Here is a 17,862-nt window from a genome sequence, read left to right on the forward strand (position 1 = left end):
TCCAAGACTCCAAGACTCCAAGACTCCAAGACTCCAAGACTCCAAGACTCCAAGACTCCAAGACTCCAAGACTCCAAGACTCCAACCTTTTCCTACAATAAATCTTCTGTCTGTTCCCACGGGATCTTTTGGCTATTAACTCGCTGACTTCAGTGGAAGGTAACCAATCAATCTATCGGATAAGTTTTAATTTTTATTGGTAATGCATCAGGCATTAATAAATATTATATGAAAGGTTTTTTTACGGTGTGAATATTTTCAGTATAAATAAAAACCTCTATTTATTATCATTAATTTTAATGATATACATCCCATTGTCAGGGCTGAGATATAGTATTATTACTATAAATAAAAATATTTAATACTCGATGGCATAAATTTATCTCGATAGGATTTTTATTTATCTTGGATATTATATTTGATGTTAATCCGTAATTATAAATTTGGAATCATCTAATGTTATTGGATGAATATATACTTGATAGGCAATTTGAGGATAATAATAGATAAAAGGTTTTACTCGGTTCTCATACAAAGTGTTATGTCATTTTTTTCTCAATGATACGGGGATCGTAATACAGAGACGACGTTTGAGCCGATGGAGTTTGGGGTTGTAATCTTGGCCGCCGGTTGGGTGATTGGCAATTGGACGGCAATATCAGCTACCAGCAAGAAATAGAGTGGCTCACTTTGCTTGCGATGTTTAACTATACATTAGCATTTACACAAGAACCCGTGAACATTGTTTAGCTCTTAGCTCTTAGCTCTTAGCTCTTAGCTCTTAGCTCTTAGCTCTTAGCTCTTAGCTCTTAGCTCTTAGCTCTCAGGCTCAGCGAGTAAACCTTTTATACCAGCAAACCAAGAGTTCAGTTATAGACCCGCATTCCATCAACCGTTGACTCTCACCTGCCAGACGCCGGACCTCTGTTGTCACTTGACTTTGTTGATAGTTAAGGAGGGCGAACGAGCGCGCTCAATGTTTTAATGCTTATTTCAACATGCCATTCAACGCCATAGATATTTATACACCAATATTCTTTCTTTTATTCTTGTCAAATGTTTGAGCTGAAATCGTGGTCGATAAAAAAGCGGCTGAGAGCCAAATAGCTGGATTAATATCAGCGAGAAAAGAAAAAAATGTAAATGTCAGGATAGATATTTTCAGGGAGGATTAAGTACGATAATAAATATTCAGACTCCGAGTAAAGATGGCGTTTCATACAATAAATTGACTAAATCTGAAGTGAAGGATCGTAAAAAGCATGATCAGATAATATATTAACAATATTCTGGCTACCTCTCCCATTGGAAACCCTTATTTAACGGGCGATCAAGCCAAGATTATTATTAATGAAAAGGAGTTAGAGAGACGGCGAGCTAGGCATCGCGGGGAAAAGAGCGCGTGTTATGTAGTTATCGCTAACAGGTCAGGGTTTTTATGTAATGGTTGTAGTTTTGAGGACGTCGAAAGGCTGACCAGTGATTCGGGTCTGATCCAAGGCGGCTTAGGGGTGAAGAAAACGTTCAGATCTTGATGGAGGACTATTTTAATTTTCCTGAAGCGCCGGGTGATTTATGGCGGCGCAAAGACATATTTTTATGCGGCCAATGCGAAGTGATTAAAGCGGTTTGCCCGGACGCACTATTTTGGTGCTTTGCTTTGGTGCGCGAAGGCTAGACGCCCAACGATCTCAAATCTGCTTTTGATTGACCTGACCTTATTCCTTTCGCGAACCAGTCGGTAAAGATGAATGAACCATGTATGAAATGAGTCTAGTCGTCACCTATTTATGGGTATAAGGCAGCATTTCATCCTGTTTTGCTGTGAGATCACAAAAATAATTGAGCAGATTTTCATCATTTAGCAACAAAGTTTTTCTGATTATCTCTGGGTATTACCACTGGAGTATGAATTTTACCCAGTGGATAACACTGACTAATTAGTAGTAGCATAATTTTTAATGCTAATTATGTTAATAAAAAGTTTTTTTTATGTTTGCTTGCTGTTTCTCATACTCTGTATAAAACCCCATCAGCCATATTGACGTTGCTGTTAACTGTTGCCAAATTGGTACCCTCAGGGGTAGTTAGCGACAGAAGTTTTGGGGTTTTAACCTCTTCAAACCGACCGCCTGAATAGGTTTCTATTCGGCATCGCATTCCACCATTCCTGCGGCCATCAGGCCAGAACAGCACAGACCGCGGACTAAAAAATTATAGGGTCTGGCTGTACACACAACACACATCACCACAATGGAGCACAAGCGATGACGATTTCCTTGGGAAAGGCAGGGATAGTAAAATTCGGTATTGGGCTGGTTGCGCTGGCTGTTTCTGCCGGGATTCAGGCAAAAACACTGGTGTATTGCTCAGAAGGCTCGCCGGAAGGCTTTAACCCGCAGTTGTTCACCTCTGGCACTACTTACGATGCCAGCTCTCGTGCCATTTATAACCGTTTAGTTGAGTTCAAGATTGGTACAACAGAAATTCAGCCAGCGCTGGCTGAGAAATGGGAAGTCAGCGAAGACGGCAAAACCTACACTTTCCATCTGCGTAAAGACGTGAAGTGGCAGGGCAGCAAAGATTTTAAACCTACCCGCACTTTCAACGCGGATGACGTGATCTACACCTTCATGCGTCAGAAAGACGCCAACCATCCTTACCATAAAGTCTCTGGCGGCAGCTATGAGTACTTCCAGGGGATGGGGATGGGTGAGTTAATCAGCAACATTGAGAAAGTTGACGATCATACCGTTCGCTTCGTGCTGACTCGTCCGGAATCGCCTTTCCTGGCCGATCTGGGGATGGACTTCGCTTCAATCCTGTCTGCCGAATACGCGGATAACATGATGAAAGCCGGTACGCCGGAGAAAGTCGATCTGAATCCAATCGGTACTGGCCCGTTCCAGCTACAGCAGTATCAAAAAGACTCACGCATTTTGTATAAAGCCTTCGACGGTTATTGGGGCACCAAACCAAAAATCGATCGTTTAGTCTTCTCTATTACGCCAGATGCCTCTGTGCGTTACGCCAAAATGCAGAAAAACGAATGTCAGGTCATGCCGTACCCGAATCCGGCTGACATTGCCCGCATGAAAGAAGACAAATCAATTAATCTGATGGAGCAGGCTGGCCTGAACGTGGGTTACCTGTCATTTAACGTTGAGAAAAAACCGCTGGATAACGTCAAGGTTCGTCAGGCGCTGACTATGGCCGTGAACAAGGACGCGATCATCAAAGCAGTTTATCAGGGGGCTGGTCAGCCGGCTAAAAACCTGATCCCACCAACAATGTGGGGCTACAACGATGAAATCAAAGATTACGCCTATGACCCAGAAAAAGCGAAAGAGTTACTGAAAGAAGCTGGTTTGCCAGACGGTTTCTCTATCGATCTGTGGGCGATGCCGGTACAGCGCCCGTATAACCCGAATGCTCGTCGTATGGCCGAGATGATCCAGTCTGATTGGGCGAAAGTTGGTGTGAAAGCCAAAATCGTCACCTACGAGTGGGGCGAGTATCTGAAGCGCGCCAAAGAAGGTGAACATCAGACCGTGATGATGGGCTGGACTGGGGACAATGGGGATCCGGACAATTTCTTCGCTACGCTGTTTAGCTGTGATGCGGCCAAGCAAGGTTCCAACTACTCCAAATGGTGTTACAAGCCGTTTGAAGACGTAATCCAACCTGCGCGTGCTGAATCCGATCAGGCTAAACGTGCCGAACTGTACAAACAGGCTCAGGTGATTATGCACGATCAGGCTCCGGCGCTGATTGTGGCTCACTCCACCGTGTACGAACCTGTGCGTAAAGAAGTAAAAAACTACATCGTCGATCCATTGGGTGGCCACTACTTCCAGCAAGTGGATATCGATAAATAACCTGTCAATGCGGTTCATGAATGAGGGCGCTAAGGTGCCCTCGTTTGTCTGGCATTCCAGATAGTTAAGACATCGTTTTAGATGTGAGCCTTAAACCCATCCCTGAGAGCAGAGCCTGTGCGGATGGCTCCGGGGCCGGGTTTTTAATAAGCCTGACGGCCTATGAGCTGTTGGGCACTTTACACAGAGAGCTCGGGATATGTTTCAGTTCATACTCCGACGTTTGGGATTAGTGATCCCAACGTTTATCGGCATAACATTGCTGACCTTTGCTTTTGTCCATATGATCCCCGGCGATCCGGTGACCATCATGGCTGGGGAGCGCGGTATATCCGCAGAACGTCATGCGCAAATCATGGCAGAAATGGGGCTGGACAAGCCTCTCTATCAACAATACTTCCATTACGTTAACGGCGTGTTGCACGGCGATTTGGGGATTTCCCTTAAAAGCCGTATTTCCGTATGGGAAGAATTCGTGCCGCGCTTTAAAGCTACGCTAGAACTGGGGTTGTGCGCGATGCTATTTGCCATCAGCGTCGGGATTCCGGTTGGCGTTTTGGCCGCAGTCAAACGGGGTTCGATATTCGATCATACCGCCGTGGGTATTTCCCTGACGGGTTATTCGATGCCGATTTTCTGGTGGGGCATCATGCTGATTATGCTGGTTTCGGTGCAGCTCAATCTGACGCCGGTATCCGGGCGAGTCAGCGATACTATTTTCCTCGACGACAGTCATCCTCTCACCGGTTTTATGCTGATAGATACCCTGATTTGGGGTGAAGAAGGCGATTTCAAAGACGCCGTGATGCATATGATCCTGCCTGCCATCGTGCTGGGCACTATTCCGTTGGCGGTTATTGTGCGAATGACCCGCTCATCCATGTTGGAGGTGCTGGGGGAAGATTACATTCGTACCGCGCGCGCCAAGGGATTGAGCCGGATGCGCGTGATTGTGGTACATGCCCTGCGTAACGCTTTGCTGCCGGTTGTCACCGTCATTGGCTTACAGGTTGGCACTCTGCTGGCTGGAGCGATTCTGACCGAAACCATTTTCTCCTGGCCGGGGCTGGGGCGTTGGCTGATAGATGCATTGCAACGCCGCGATTATCCAGTGGTGCAGGGCGGTGTATTGCTGGTCGCGACCATGATTATTGTTGTTAACCTGCTGGTAGATGTGCTCTACGGCGTGGTTAACCCGCGTATTCGCCATAAGAAATAAGGGGCGCAGAATGTCTCAACTTACCGAGTCAGCAGTAAAAAGTGCGCCGAAGCCAATGACCCCGATGCAGGAGTTTTGGCACTATTTCAAGCGCAACAAAGGAGCCGTTGCCGGCCTGTTCTATATCATTATCATGCTGGTGGTCGCGATTGGCGCTGGCTGGTTGGCGCCGCATCTGCCGGCAGAACAGTTTCGCGATGCTTTGCTGAAACCGCCGGTGTGGCAGGAAGGGGGCAGTTGGAAATTCATTCTTGGCACCGATGACGTAGGGCGTGATGTGCTATCCCGCCTGATGTATGGCGCACGTTTATCCCTGTTGGTTGGCTGCCTGGTCGTTACGCTATCGCTGGTGATGGGCGTGATTTTAGGTTTATTGGCGGGCTATTTTGGCGGCGTAGTTGACGCCATTATCATGCGTCTCGTCGATATCATGCTGGCACTGCCGAGCTTGTTGCTGGCTTTGGTGCTGGTGGCGGTATTTGGGCCGTCAATCGTGAATGCCTCTCTGGCGCTGACTTTTGTGGCACTGCCGCACTATGTGCGTCTGACTCGCGCGGCGGTGCTAGTGGAGGTCAATCGCGACTATGTGACCGCCTCCCGCGTTGCCGGCGCTGGCGCACTACGTCAGATGTTTATCAATATCTTGCCAAATTGCCTGGCACCTTTGATCGTACAAGCCTCTCTCGGTTTCTCTAACGCCATTCTGGATATGGCAGCACTCGGCTTTCTGGGCATGGGCGCGCAACCACCAACGCCGGAGTGGGGCACCATGCTCTCCGACGTGTTGCAGTTCGCGCAGAGTGCCTGGTGGGTGGTGACCTTCCCCGGCGTGGCAATTCTGCTGACGGTTCTGGCGTTTAACCTGATGGGGGACGGCCTGCGTGATGCTCTCGACCCCAAACTCAAGCAGTAGAGGTAGAGAGAGATGGCACTTTTAAAAGTAGATAAATTGTCGGTGCATTTTGGTGATGAAAAAGCGCCGTTTAAAGCCGTAGACCGTATCAGCTATAGCATTGAGCAAGGTCAGGTTGTGGGTATCGTGGGTGAGTCCGGTTCCGGTAAGTCGGTCAGTTCTCTGGCGATTATGGGGTTGATTGACTACCCCGGCAAAGTCATGGCCGACAAACTGGAGTTTAACGGTCGCGATCTGACGAAAATTTCGGAAAACGAACGCCGCCAACTGGTTGGCTCAGAAGTGGCGATGATTTTCCAAGACCCGATGACCAGCCTGAATCCGTGTTACACCGTGGGCTACCAGATTATGGAAGCGCTGAAGGTGCATCAGGGCGGCAATCGTCGTACTCGGCATCAGCGAGCGGTAGATTTACTCACGCTGGTGGGTATTCCCGATCCGGCTTCACGTCTGGATGTTTATCCTCATCAGCTTTCCGGCGGGATGAGCCAGCGGGTGATGATCGCCATGGCGATTGCCTGTCGCCCTAAACTGCTGATTGCCGATGAGCCAACTACCGCGCTGGATGTGACTATTCAGGCGCAGATCATCGAACTATTGCTGGAGTTGCAGCAGCAGGAAAATATGGCTCTGTTGCTGATCACTCACGATCTGGCACTGGTAGCCGAGGCGGCGCACTATATTATTGTGATGTATGCCGGGCAGGTAGTGGAAACCGGTAAAGCCTCGGAAATCTTCCGTGCGCCGCGCCATCCTTACACTCAGGCATTGCTGCGTGCATTGCCGGAATTTGCGCAGGATAAAGCACGGTTAGCATCATTGCCGGGCGTGGTGCCGGGTAAATATGACCGTCCCGACGGCTGTTTGCTCAATCCTCGTTGCCCATATGCCAACGAACGCTGTCGCAGCGAAGAACCGGAACTGCTCGGCCCGCCGGGACGTCAGGTTAAATGCCATACACCGTTGGATGATGCGGGGAGGCCGACCCTATGAACCACAATGAAACTGAAATGAAGCCTGAATCCCAGGCGGCCAAGCCGCTCTTGCAGGCGATTGACCTGAAAAAATACTATCCAGTGAAGAAAGGCTTTTTTGCTCCGGAACGCTTGGTAAAAGCGCTGGACGGTGTCTCCTTCACTTTGGAACGCGGCAAAACGTTGGCGGTAGTTGGTGAATCTGGCTGTGGTAAATCGACGCTAGGCCGTTTGCTGACCATGATCGAAATACCTACCGGCGGTGAGCTGTATTACCAAGGGCAGGATTTGCTGAAGCCGGATGAAAGCGCAGAGAAACTACGGCGCCAGAAGATTCAGATCGTTTTCCAAAACCCTTATGGCTCGCTTAATCCGCGTAAAAAAGTGGGGCAGATTCTCGAAGAGCCTTTGCAAATCAACACGACGTTGAGCAGTAAGGAACGCCGTGAGAAAACGTTGGCAATGATGGCGAAAGTTGGCCTGAAAACTGAGCATTACGATCGCTATCCTCATATGTTTTCCGGTGGCCAGCGCCAGCGTATTGCGATTGCCAGAGGGTTGATGTTGAATCCGGATGTGGTTATTGCCGATGAGCCGGTGTCTGCTCTGGATGTTTCGGTGCGGGCGCAGGTATTGAACCTGATGATGGATTTACAGCAGGAAATGGGGCTGTCTTATGTCTTTATCTCCCATGACCTGTCGGTGGTTGAACATATTGCGGATGAAGTGATGGTGATGTATCTCGGTCGCTGCGTGGAAAAAGGCAGCAAAGAGGCCATCTTTAATAATCCGCGTCATCCCTATACGCAGGCGCTGCTATCGGCTACGCCACGGCTGAATCCGGATATGCGCCGGGAACGTATCAAGCTAACTGGCGAGCTACCCAGCCCGATGAATCCGCCTCCGGGCTGTGCGTTTAATGCTCGCTGCCGTCGGGCCTTTGGCACCTGTAGCCAATTACAGCCGCAGCTTAAACAGTATGGCGATCAAATGGTGGCGTGTTTTGCTATCGAGCAGGATGAAGCCGAAGCGGCCGGTTAATATGGACTGAGGAAGTTAATAACAACGCCGGTGATGTTGCTGCCGGCGTTTTTTATAACAAAAACAAATAAAGAATCGATAAAAGATGAATAACTCTATAAGCAAATGAGTTTTATTGTCTGTCGTCAATAAACATCAAGGAATTGAAGATATAAATTATAAATTTATTCACATCTGGCATATTCACTTGATGGGGATATTTATTCACTTCAATAGTCTGACATTGATTAATAAATGGGTAAATTTATCTTTGTTAGCGTAATGCTAATCAGGGAATATAGATTATTCGTCCAGACGAAATAAAAAAGGGACGTATTATTACGCCCCTTTTAGGTTGTATACCGCATCAGATTTATTGCGGGTACGGCACCCAATCTCCACCGTTCAGACGAATGTAACTTTTACCCTGATATTGCATAACAATCGCATTATCATTCTCTGAAACGATGGCGGTTTCCGGTAATCCTTTAACCAGTGTCTGCCAATCTACACTCGGTGCGGTAAATATTTTGCCGTCCACGACGCGAGAAACCAGCTCTGAAATTGCCAGATAGCTGCTTGGCGCTTTGATTTCCAGCGGGCTAGTTGGCTGTGGTGCTTTCATACCGATCAGCTTCACGCCAACAGGAATGTGAGTAATGCTCGGGCTTGGGATATCACGCAGGCCGGACATCTGCATTTTATCTCCGATCAGCGCTGCGCCGTGCTCAGGAACCACCACGACCATTACCTTGCGGCCAGATTTTTCTAACTCATTCAGGAAGCTATCTAGTTGATCGAACAAGGTTTGCGCTCTGGCTTTGTAATCGGCGGTTTTACTTGTTCCCGTAAAACGGTTGCCATCGTGTAGCGGCACAATATTGACGAAAGTCGCGCTACGCGCATCTCCTGCCTGGTTCTTTTGCTGCTCCAGCCAGCGGTTCAGTAGCTCTAAACCGTTGTAAACCGGTTCATTGTCGAAGGAAATCAATTGGTTGCTAATACCAGTCTGAGACATCAGCGGCGCGCGCATATTGGCATCTTCTCTCAGATTTTGCAGATAGTTGCCGAATGCGCCGGAGTGATCCATAACTAATTGAGAGCTGAAGCCCAGTTTGGCTAAATTATCAAACAGATAGCACTGCTGCTCGGCGGGTTGATACAGGTCGTGATGGGATTCCTGGCCGCAACTGGCGCGCAACAAGCGAATGGATGCCGGGCCGCTATAGGCGGTGGCCGAGTTGAAGTTCTGGAACACTAAATCGAACTTGCTCCACAGCGGATGCTTTTCCAACTGAATGGCTTCTATATCTGACCAAGATAGGGAACAGATATTAATTACCAGTAAATCAAATGGTTGAGCATCAGCTGGCAGCGTAGTCGGGAATTGAGTGATGCGACCTTTTTCCTGTTCGTAGAAACTGTTTAAGTACGCCGTCAGGTTTGCGCTGGTTGGCGGCGCATCAGCCGCGGGTTGCGCACTGGTCGTGGCGCCCGACCCATTGGTCTGACTCGAGGACGCCGTGGTATCAGCGGCTGTTGTGGTAGTCGGCAGCAGCGAAAACGCAGGGCCAGCGATGGTCAACACGTTTAGCCCGATCATTGCCGCTACGATAAACACGGTGACGCGAATCCACTGGGAAATGAACAGATAACCAACCAGCATCACGAAGGCTGCGCCGATCATGCGCCAGTTGATGAAGCGTTCAACTAACTCTATGAAATAGTTGAAACTAAACCCGGCAACCTGCGAGCCATGGCTGAAAATACTATTGATGCCCGGCAGCCAAGTATCGTAGTAGAAAAGCCCCAGACCGATAGGAATACCGACCCAATGGCGCAAACGATGTAGCCGCTCAGAAGGAATAGGGAAAACCAGATAAGCGACGAATACCAGGTTGGCTAATGGATGAAAGTTAAGGTAGCCAAACCAGAGTAGGGCAAATTTTAGCAGAAAATAGTAGTTCCAGCCGCCCAGGCCGCGCCAATAACGCCATGGCGCCTGCGATTCTTGCGCATTTTTTTTCAGGTTCATGGTTATTTCTTAATATGTAAGGAAGAGCCGTCACGCAACCAGATCCCTTCTGATTTCAGATAGCGTGCTGAGAGAAAAAAGTGTTGTTTCTTCGCCCACCATGCGGGCAGGCGGCCGCGAGCAAAATAACCCAAAGGGAAAAAGACGATGGCTGCCAGTAAGATAACCTGAAAAATATCGCTGAGATTCATTAAACGTTCTCCTTGCGGCTACCCAGATTCAGCGTCAAAGCTACGGGGGTTCTGCGCGCTGACGGCGTTAATTTCTGCTGAGTTTTGTTCAGTTTATGGATTTTATTTTCTCCGACATTTTGTAAATAGTCCGGATTGTTCATCTTATTGATTTCAGAGATGATTTCCTGATCCTGATGCCACACCAGCTGATTAGTGAAGGTTTCATTCACCGGAAGGTGGAAAATAAAGTTCAGGGCAGTATCCAGATCATTGATTCTGCACGTGGATAAGAATACGACCAGCCGATCGCCAGCCAACGTGACGATGTCGCCAAAGCGACGCATATGGCACAGAGTCAGCGCCTGACGCGCCGATAAACCGGGAACCGGGCGTAATGCTACTAGCACGCCTTTGCCGTCTTCTGGCAATAGGGTGTTACTCATCAAGGCTAGCACCGACTGGCAGAATTGCTCCGGTGAGAGATAGCCCTTTAGCTGCAATGGGCGCAGAGAAGCCAGTAAATTATTAATATCTTCAGGTATATGACGAGAAAAACGCTGGCCCTGAATACCTTCGATCATGGTTAGAAAGCGGGATAGCGGAGCGACATGTGGCACAATCAGATTGACGCCACAGGCGAGTAACAGGCGCTCATCGCTATAACGCAGACTGGAATCCATTTCCCGCACCACTATTTTTAACGCATTGCCGCGGTGGCGGCGCAGGCTGTGTATCTGGTGCGCCAGTTCATCTATTTGATCGCTTTGGTGAAGCGAAAAAATCAGCGTTGCTGCGTGAGCATTAAAGGCTTTCTCAGACAATAAAAGATTGTTTTCAAACAGTTGCCAGCTGGTAGATAGCGGCGGAGCGCCTTCCAGCACGCTGGCTTCAGCCAAATAGATATACTCGTCGTTACGAGATTGCGCCAATGGCTGCTGTTCTTTCTCTTCCGCCATCTGCCAGCCTTCCGGGCTTGGCTGCAATTTTACCAATTGGTTTGCGGTAACGCCGCTGAGGGTGCTCCACCAGGAAACCATATATTGGGCGTGATCGTGCTGCCATTGCAGGCTGGCAAGTCCTTGCAATGCTCGATGTTGGTTAACTAATTGCGTTTTAAGTTTACTGACGCCGCTGCCATGACTCAGAATCACTAATGTGGCCTGATATTTTTCCAGCCAGTTATTTAATTCCTTTACCCAGCGCTGAATTTCTTCCGTTGTAAATGTTTGCCATAAGCTGGCATGAGCCAATAAAATAAAAAAACGTCGCTGCGGTCTTAATGAGCGCATCAAATCATTGACGAGATTTTTAACGGCGGCTTTTTTTTCCGGCAGAGTAAATAAAGGGAGTTTTTCCGGCCCGTAGCCGACAATATTTTCTAGTAAATTCGAGGGTTTTTGGCCAGAACAAATCAATGCCGAGCGGGTATCTTTGGGCTGGTCTCTAATTATCTGTTGGCAGAATAGATTAGCGTCACTTTCGCGGTCTATATTGATCCAATAGAGACCTGAAGCCTGCACAACGGCTAATTCATCCCAAATTTTATCAATACCTAACGAGAATGTTCTCAACATAGATTTTTATGCTTCTAATTTTGTTGAAGTTCTACAGGTCAATGTAAAAAGAAATGCTATGCTTTAATTGTATCATCGCATCTCACATTAACCAACTCTGTACTAGGATATTAAATTAAGACTTATCTTATTAGGCAAAGTATACTCTAATAATCAAAATACTTTATTACACTAGCCTATTTTTCAAGGGCAGCAGAATGAATACTTCAATCAATCGGTTTTATGTGAATTCATCTCCCGAGGTTCAGGACGATCTACTAGCATTAAGCCGAGCATTCGCATTACCCAAATTAAGTTATATCGATATTGTCCGTCAGGAACGTATGGCGCAAATGATGGCGCGCTGGCCATTATTAGCCGAATTGGCGCAAAACTCGGGGAGCAAATAGCTTATGCCAGTGATTGCGGTGCAAGGGCTAAGAGGCGGTGTTGGTGCGACATCCATTACGGCTGCACTCGCTTGGGCATTACAACAGCTTGAGGAATCGGTGCTGGTCATTGATTTCTCGTCTGATAATTTATTACGTCTCCATTTTAATATGCCTTACGAACAGGCGAACGGCTGGGCGCGGGCGGCAATGGATGGTAATCGCTGGCAGCAGCAAGCCATGCGTTATATGCCTTTGCTGGATTTCCTGCCTTTTGGCCAGCTCAATATGAATGAGCAGCGCCATCTGTCCGGTTCTTTAGCTTCGTTCGACTGGCAGGAAAAGCTGGCTGACCTAGAGGCCGCTGGCGATCACCGCTGGATTTTGCTGGATGTTCCCGCAGGAGATAGCCCGCTCACTCAGCAAGCGCTGGCGTTGGCGGATCACGTGCTGTTGCTGATCGCCGCCGATGCTGCGATTCATGCTCGTTTGCACCAACAGGCGCTGCCGGTTGGCTGTCATTTCCTATTGAATCAATTCTCTTCTGCCAGCCACTTACAGCAAGATATGCATCAATTGTGGCTACAAAGTTTGCGCAATTTATTGCCGCTATTTATTCATCGTGATGAAGCCGTTGCGGAAGCGTTAGCGGCGAAGCAGCCGTTGGGTGAATATGCGCCGCAAAGTCTGGCTGCGGAAGAAATCAATACGCTGGCAAATTGGTGTCTGATTCACGGCGCGGAAAAAAATCTATGAGCCTGTTAATTCGGGGACTTTTTATGCCTCCGGTCTATCAGAGGCTACAGCACCGATATAACCACTATCTGGACCAGGGCTGCACGATTCTGACCGCTTTTTTGACCACGTTCGCGGTGGCGCTGGGGTGGCTATTTTTGCGTCTTGAATCTCCGAGCTGGCAAAATGTAATTCAGAATCGTCGTTACTGGTTCCCGCATATTGCTAATCGCCGTCCGCGCTTGGCAGATGCGGTGCGTTATTTGCTGCAAGGCCTGTGGCTGGTGTTGACGCGTTCGTCTCAACCGCGGGAGAAAAAACCGAAGCCCGTCGATATGGCTCCGGGCTGGGTTCGCACCAAAAAGCTGAGCTATCGCTCCTGGCTGAATATATTGCCGGAAAAAGTCAAAAAAAGTCGCTGGGAGCAGGCGTTAGTGGCGTGGGTCGGTCGTTTGCAGCAGCGTACCCGACGCATTCTGTTTATCTCATTGGGTATTTTTGCCGGAATTCTGGCGCTGATTTGTATTTCCCAACCTTTTGGTTTGATGGCGCAGTTTGTGTTTGTTCTGCTGCTATGGGCGATCGCGATGGTGGTTCGGCGTATTCCGGGGCGTTTGCCTACCCTAATGCTGATTGTGCTATCGCTTACCGTTTCCTGCCGTTATCTGTGGTGGCGCTATACCGAAACGCTAAATTGGGACGACCCGGTGAGCCTGGTCTGCGGTTTACTGCTGCTATTGGCAGAAACCTACGCTTGGGTAGTGTTGATTCTGGGTTACTTCCAAACTATCTGGCCGCTTAATCGCCAGCCGGTACCGATGCCGGAGGATATTTCGACCTGGCCGACCATCGATCTTATGGTGCCGACTTACAACGAAGATCTGGGTGTTGTAAAACCCACAATTTACGCGGCGTTAGGCATAGATTGGCCGAAGGATAAGGTGAATATCTATATTCTGGATGATGGTAATCGACCGGAATTTAAAGCCTTTGCCGATCAGGTTGGCGTGAATTATATCGCTCGCCCAACCCACGAGCACGCCAAGGCCGGTAATATCAACCATGCGTTGAAGCAGGCTAAAGGCGAGTTTGTGGCGATTTTCGACTGCGACCATGTGCCAACCCGCTCTTTCCTACAGCTAACGCTGGGCTGGTTCTACAAAGATCCAAAGTTGGGTATGTTGCAGACGCCGCACCATTTCTTCTCGCCGGATCCTTTTGAACGCAACCTTGGACGTTTCCGTCAGACGCCAAACGAAGGCACGCTGTTCTACGGTTTGGTGCAGGACGGGAATGACATGTGGGACGCGACCTTCTTCTGCGGTTCTTGCGCCGTTTTGCGCCGCAGCGCGCTGGATGATGTGGGCGGCATTGCCGTCGAAACCGTCACCGAAGATGCCCACACCTCATTGCGACTTCACCGTAAGGGCTATACTTCGGCTTATATTCGTATTCCACAGGCGGCGGGGCTGGCGACGGAAAACCTCTCGGCGCATATCGGCCAGCGTATTCGTTGGGCGCGAGGCATGGTGCAGATCTTCCGGCTGGATAACCCGTTGTTTGGCAAGGGGCTGAAGTTTGTCCAGCGGTTGTGTTATGCCAACGCCATGCTGCACTTTTTGGCCGGTATTCCGCGGCTGATCTTCCTAACCGCACCGCTAGCCTTCTTGCTGATGCATGCGTACATCATTTTTGCTCCGGCGCTGGCGATTGCGTTGTACGTCTTGCCACACATGATTCACGCTAGCCTGACCAACTCCCGCTTGCAGGGTAAATATCGCCACTCGTTCTGGAGTGAAATCTACGAAACCGTATTGGCGTGGTATATCGCCCGTCCAACCACGGTCGCGCTACTGAATCCGCATAAAGGGAAGTTTAACGTAACGGCCAAAGGCGGTTTGATAGAAGAGCAACATGTGGATTGGGTTATCACCCGTCCTTATATCGCGCTGGTGCTGCTCAATCTGGCGGGATTGATTGCCGGGTTGTGGCGTTTGGGGAATGGGCCGACCAACGAAATCATGACGGTGATAATCAGTTTGGTGTGGGTTATTTACAACATGACGATTCTGGGTGGTGCCGTGGCCGTGGCGGTTGAAGCTAAACAGGTTCGTCAGGCGCACCGGGTGGAAATTGCTATGCCCGCGGCGGTTGAGCGAAAAGACGGTCACCTGTTTGCCTGTACATTGCGTGACTATTCCGACGGTGGCGTAGGGATTGAAATGCGTAACGAAGGGCTATTACAGGACGGCGAGGCGGTCAATTTGCTACTGAAGCGCGGTCAGCAAGAATACATCTTCCCCTGCAAGGTCACTCGGGCATTTGGCAGAAAAGTCGGGATGCGTATTGACGAACTGAGCGTGGCTCAGCACATCGACTTTATCCAGTGTACTTTTGCCCGCGCCGATACCTGGGCGCTGTGGCAGGACAGTTTCCCTGAAGATAAACCTATCGAAAGTCTGCGCGATGTTCTGGCGTTGGGTTTCCGGGGTTATGTTCGTATGGCGAATTACGCGCCGCCGCTTATTCGTAATGTACTGGTTGGATTTACCTCTTTGCTTGCGTGGGTAGCGTCATTTGTTCCTCATGGCGTAGGACAGGGTCAGACTCTGCGGAGTCAGGACCAGACAGTGGCTCAACATTGATGATGATATGATGATTAGAAAAATAACCTGGTTTACAGCAATGGCTTTGGGGCTAACGACACTGTCTCATGCCGAAACGACCCCAACCGTTACGGCGTCCGAACAGCCGACGTTGGCCTCTCCCGCGGCAGTCGATCCTTCGTTGGCCGTTACGCCTGCGGATAGTGCTATACCGCAGGCCGCGCCGGTGAGGGATGTGGTGCATCCTTTTGCCAAATTGGCTCCGCCGCCGGGCAATTTCTCCCTAGGGGGCGTTAAGCCGGACGGTCAGTTGGAATTTGGCGTACGTAGCGATGAAGTGGTGACACAGGCAACTCTGAATCTGGAGTTTACCCCGTCGCCGTCGCTAACGCCGATCGAATCGCAGCTCAAAGTCTACCTGAACGATGAGCTAATGAACGTGACGGCTATTACCCGCGAACAATTGGGTAAACCGAATCGCATCCAGCTATCCATCGATCCTCGTTACATTACCGACTTCAACCGTCTGCGGCTGGTCTTTATCGGGCATTATCAGAATGACTGTGAAAATCCGGCAAACAGTACGCTGTGGCTGGATATCGGTAAGAATAGCTCGCTGGACTTACGCTATCAGTCACTGCCGCTGAAGAATGATTTGTCTCATTTCCCTGAGCCTTTCTTCGATGCGCGAGATAACCGCCCGCTAACATTGCCAATTGTTTTTGCAGCGGCTCCTGATGTGGCTCAGCAAAAAGCGGCCGCAATTCTGGCTTCCTGGTTTGGTGAGCAAGCTCAGTGGCGCGGTCAACACTTCCCTGCAGTTTTCAATCAGATTCCCGATCGTCACGGGGTGATTTTTGCCACCAATGACAAACGGCCTGATTTTCTGAAAGATTATCCGGCGGTGAATGCGCCAACGGTGGAAATGATCAGTCACCCGGATAATCCTTACGTGAAGCTACTGCTGGTTCTCGGGCGGGATGACAAGGATCTGATTGCGGCGGCAACGGGTATTGCTCAAGGTAACATTCTGTTCCGCGGTCAAAATGTGACCGTAGACAAAGTTGAGCAGCTGGCTCCGCGTGTGCCTTACGATGCGCCAAACTGGGTGCGTACCGAAAGACCCATGACCTTTGCCGAGCTACAGCAATATCCTGAACAGTTACAAAGTAGTGGGTTGATGCCGTCACCGATCTTGCTTTCGATGAATTTGCCGCCGGATCTGTTCTTGCTACGCAGTGCCGGTATCGATATGCAGCTGAAATATCGTTATACGGCACCGATCCTGAAAGACGGCTCACGCTTAAGCGTCAGCCTGAATGATCAGTTCTTTACCGATTATCCGCTAGTGCCTAATCGTCAGGAAAGCGCCAAAATTCTGCGTTTACCATTGATTCAGGGTCTACAAGACGGCACGCGAGCGGTGACGATCCCGGCGCTGAAATTGGGTATGACCAATCAACTGCGCTTTGATTTCGATTACAGCACGCTTATTGCCAGCAATGCCGGAGGGCGCTGCGAAACCTTCACCACCTCGCCTAACCATGTGGTGATCGACGAAAACTCCACGATCGATTTCTCCGGTTATCGCCACTTTATGGAAATGCCGGATCTGCGCTCATTTGCCAATGCAGGCTTCCCATTCAGCCGTATGGCCGATTTATCCCAAACCTTGGTTTTGGTACAGCCTAAGCCGCAGCCCGCTCAGGTTACCGCACTGTTGAATACGGTGGGGAATATCGGTGCGCAGGTCGGTTATCCTGCGGTGGGCATCAGCATTACCGATGATTGGAGCCAGGCGAAGGACAAAGATGCCGATATTCTGATGATTGGCTCTATTCCGCCAGAACTGCGGGATGATAAGAAAATCAACCTGTTGGTTGATGCGACTCAAAGCTGGGTGAAAATGCCGAATCGCCAGTCGATTGTCGCGGCGGCAACTATCGATCCAACGGATGCGGTGCCTGATAGTAAAACGGCCATCAGCTCCGAAGGCGCCATGTCGGCGATTATCGGGGTTCAATCTCCTTATTTCGATCAACGCAGCATCGTCGCATTACTGGCTGATAGCCCGCAGGGTTATGAATTGCTGAATGATGCTTTGCTGGATACTGGCAAACGTGCGGCCGTGTTCGGTTCCGTGGCGGTGATTCGTGATTCCGGCGTTAACAGTCTGCGGGTTGGCGATACCTACAGCGTCGGCCATCTGCCGTGGTGGGAACGCATCTGGTACGCCTTATCCACCCATCCAGTGCTGCTGGCTGCGGTTGCGGTGCTGGTTGTCGTGCTGATTGCCGTGATGTTGTGGCGGGTTCTGCGCGCAGTGAGCCGCCGTCGTTTATCTCCAGATGAGAGGGACTAGGTTTT

At 49.6% G+C, this 17,862-nt stretch carries 12 protein-coding genes; 9 read left to right on the top strand and 3 right to left on the bottom strand.

Annotation, left to right across the window (positions count from 1 at the left end; genetic code table 11):
* The first annotated feature begins 2,267 nt into the window (after positions 1-2,267).
* The 5 genes from dppA (at position 2,268) to dppF (ending at position 8,025) form a co-directional block, all read left to right on the top strand.
* Complete coding sequence (gene dppA, locus DBA33_RS18035) at positions 2,268-3,878, top strand: dipeptide ABC transporter periplasmic-binding protein DppA (protein WP_064515795.1); 1,611 nt, start codon at positions 2,268-2,270, stop codon at positions 3,876-3,878.
* A gap of 199 nt (positions 3,879-4,077) precedes the next feature.
* Complete coding sequence (dppB, locus tag DBA33_RS18040) at positions 4,078-5,097, top strand: dipeptide ABC transporter permease DppB (RefSeq protein ID WP_064515792.1); 1,020 nt, start codon at positions 4,078-4,080, stop codon at positions 5,095-5,097.
* A 10-nt stretch (positions 5,098-5,107) separates the two neighbouring features.
* On the top strand, positions 5,108-6,010 hold the full coding sequence (dppC, locus tag DBA33_RS18045; RefSeq protein ID WP_064515789.1) for a dipeptide ABC transporter permease DppC: 903 nt from the start codon (positions 5,108-5,110) through the stop codon (positions 6,008-6,010).
* A 12-nt stretch (positions 6,011-6,022) separates the two neighbouring features.
* A complete protein-coding gene (gene dppD / locus DBA33_RS18050) occupies positions 6,023-7,003 on the top strand; it encodes a dipeptide ABC transporter ATP-binding protein (RefSeq protein ID WP_064515786.1) in 981 nt (326 codons plus the stop codon).
* Positions 7,004-7,020: 17 nt separating this feature from the next.
* Complete coding sequence (dppF, locus tag DBA33_RS18055) at positions 7,021-8,025, top strand: dipeptide ABC transporter ATP-binding subunit DppF (RefSeq protein ID WP_064518410.1); 1,005 nt, start codon at positions 7,021-7,023, stop codon at positions 8,023-8,025.
* Positions 8,026-8,377: 352 nt separating this feature from the next.
* Here the strand turns inward: dppF and bcsG are convergent, their stop codons facing one another.
* The 3 genes from bcsG to bcsE are packed head-to-tail and all read right to left on the bottom strand — an operon-like array spanning position 8,378 to position 11,786.
* Positions 8,378-10,039 carry a cellulose biosynthesis protein BcsG gene (bcsG, locus tag DBA33_RS18060; protein WP_064515784.1) on the bottom strand — a complete coding sequence of 554 codons (1,662 nt, stop codon included), beginning with the start codon at positions 10,037-10,039 and terminating at the stop codon, positions 8,378-8,380.
* A 2-nt stretch (positions 10,040-10,041) separates the two neighbouring features.
* Positions 10,042-10,230, bottom strand: a complete 189-nt coding sequence (gene bcsF, locus DBA33_RS18065; protein WP_064515781.1) for a cellulose biosynthesis protein BcsF — start codon at positions 10,228-10,230, stop codon at positions 10,042-10,044.
* Entirely contained in the window at positions 10,230-11,786 is a 1,557-nt protein-coding gene (gene bcsE / locus DBA33_RS18070) for a cellulose biosynthesis protein BcsE (RefSeq protein ID WP_064515778.1), read from the bottom strand. The genes bcsF and bcsE overlap by 1 nt, the downstream gene beginning before the upstream one ends.
* A gap of 197 nt (positions 11,787-11,983) precedes the next feature.
* On the opposite strand from bcsE, the gene bcsR reads away from it, so the two are divergent.
* From bcsR to bcsB, 4 genes are read left to right on the top strand one after another with little or no spacing between them, the layout of a single operon-like run.
* A complete protein-coding gene (bcsR, locus tag DBA33_RS18075; protein ID WP_064515776.1) occupies positions 11,984-12,175 on the top strand; it encodes a cellulose biosynthesis protein BcsR in 192 nt (63 codons plus the stop codon).
* A gap of 3 nt (positions 12,176-12,178) precedes the next feature.
* Positions 12,179-12,910 carry a cellulose biosynthesis protein BcsQ gene (gene bcsQ / locus DBA33_RS18080; protein WP_064515773.1) on the top strand — a complete coding sequence of 244 codons (732 nt, stop codon included), beginning with the start codon at positions 12,179-12,181 and terminating at the stop codon, positions 12,908-12,910.
* Positions 12,907-15,534 carry a UDP-forming cellulose synthase catalytic subunit gene (gene bcsA, locus DBA33_RS18085; protein ID WP_064515771.1) on the top strand — a complete coding sequence of 876 codons (2,628 nt, stop codon included), beginning with the start codon at positions 12,907-12,909 and terminating at the stop codon, positions 15,532-15,534. The genes bcsQ and bcsA overlap by 4 nt, the downstream gene beginning before the upstream one ends.
* A gap of 10 nt (positions 15,535-15,544) precedes the next feature.
* Complete coding sequence (gene bcsB, locus DBA33_RS18090) at positions 15,545-17,857, top strand: cellulose biosynthesis cyclic di-GMP-binding regulatory protein BcsB (RefSeq protein ID WP_162975238.1); 2,313 nt, start codon at positions 15,545-15,547, stop codon at positions 17,855-17,857.
* Positions 17,858-17,862: the final 5 nt, after the last annotated feature.

The organism is Yersinia sp. IP36721, from assembly GCF_003634395.1.
Taxonomy (GTDB): domain Bacteria; phylum Pseudomonadota; class Gammaproteobacteria; order Enterobacterales; family Enterobacteriaceae; genus Yersinia; species Yersinia entomophaga.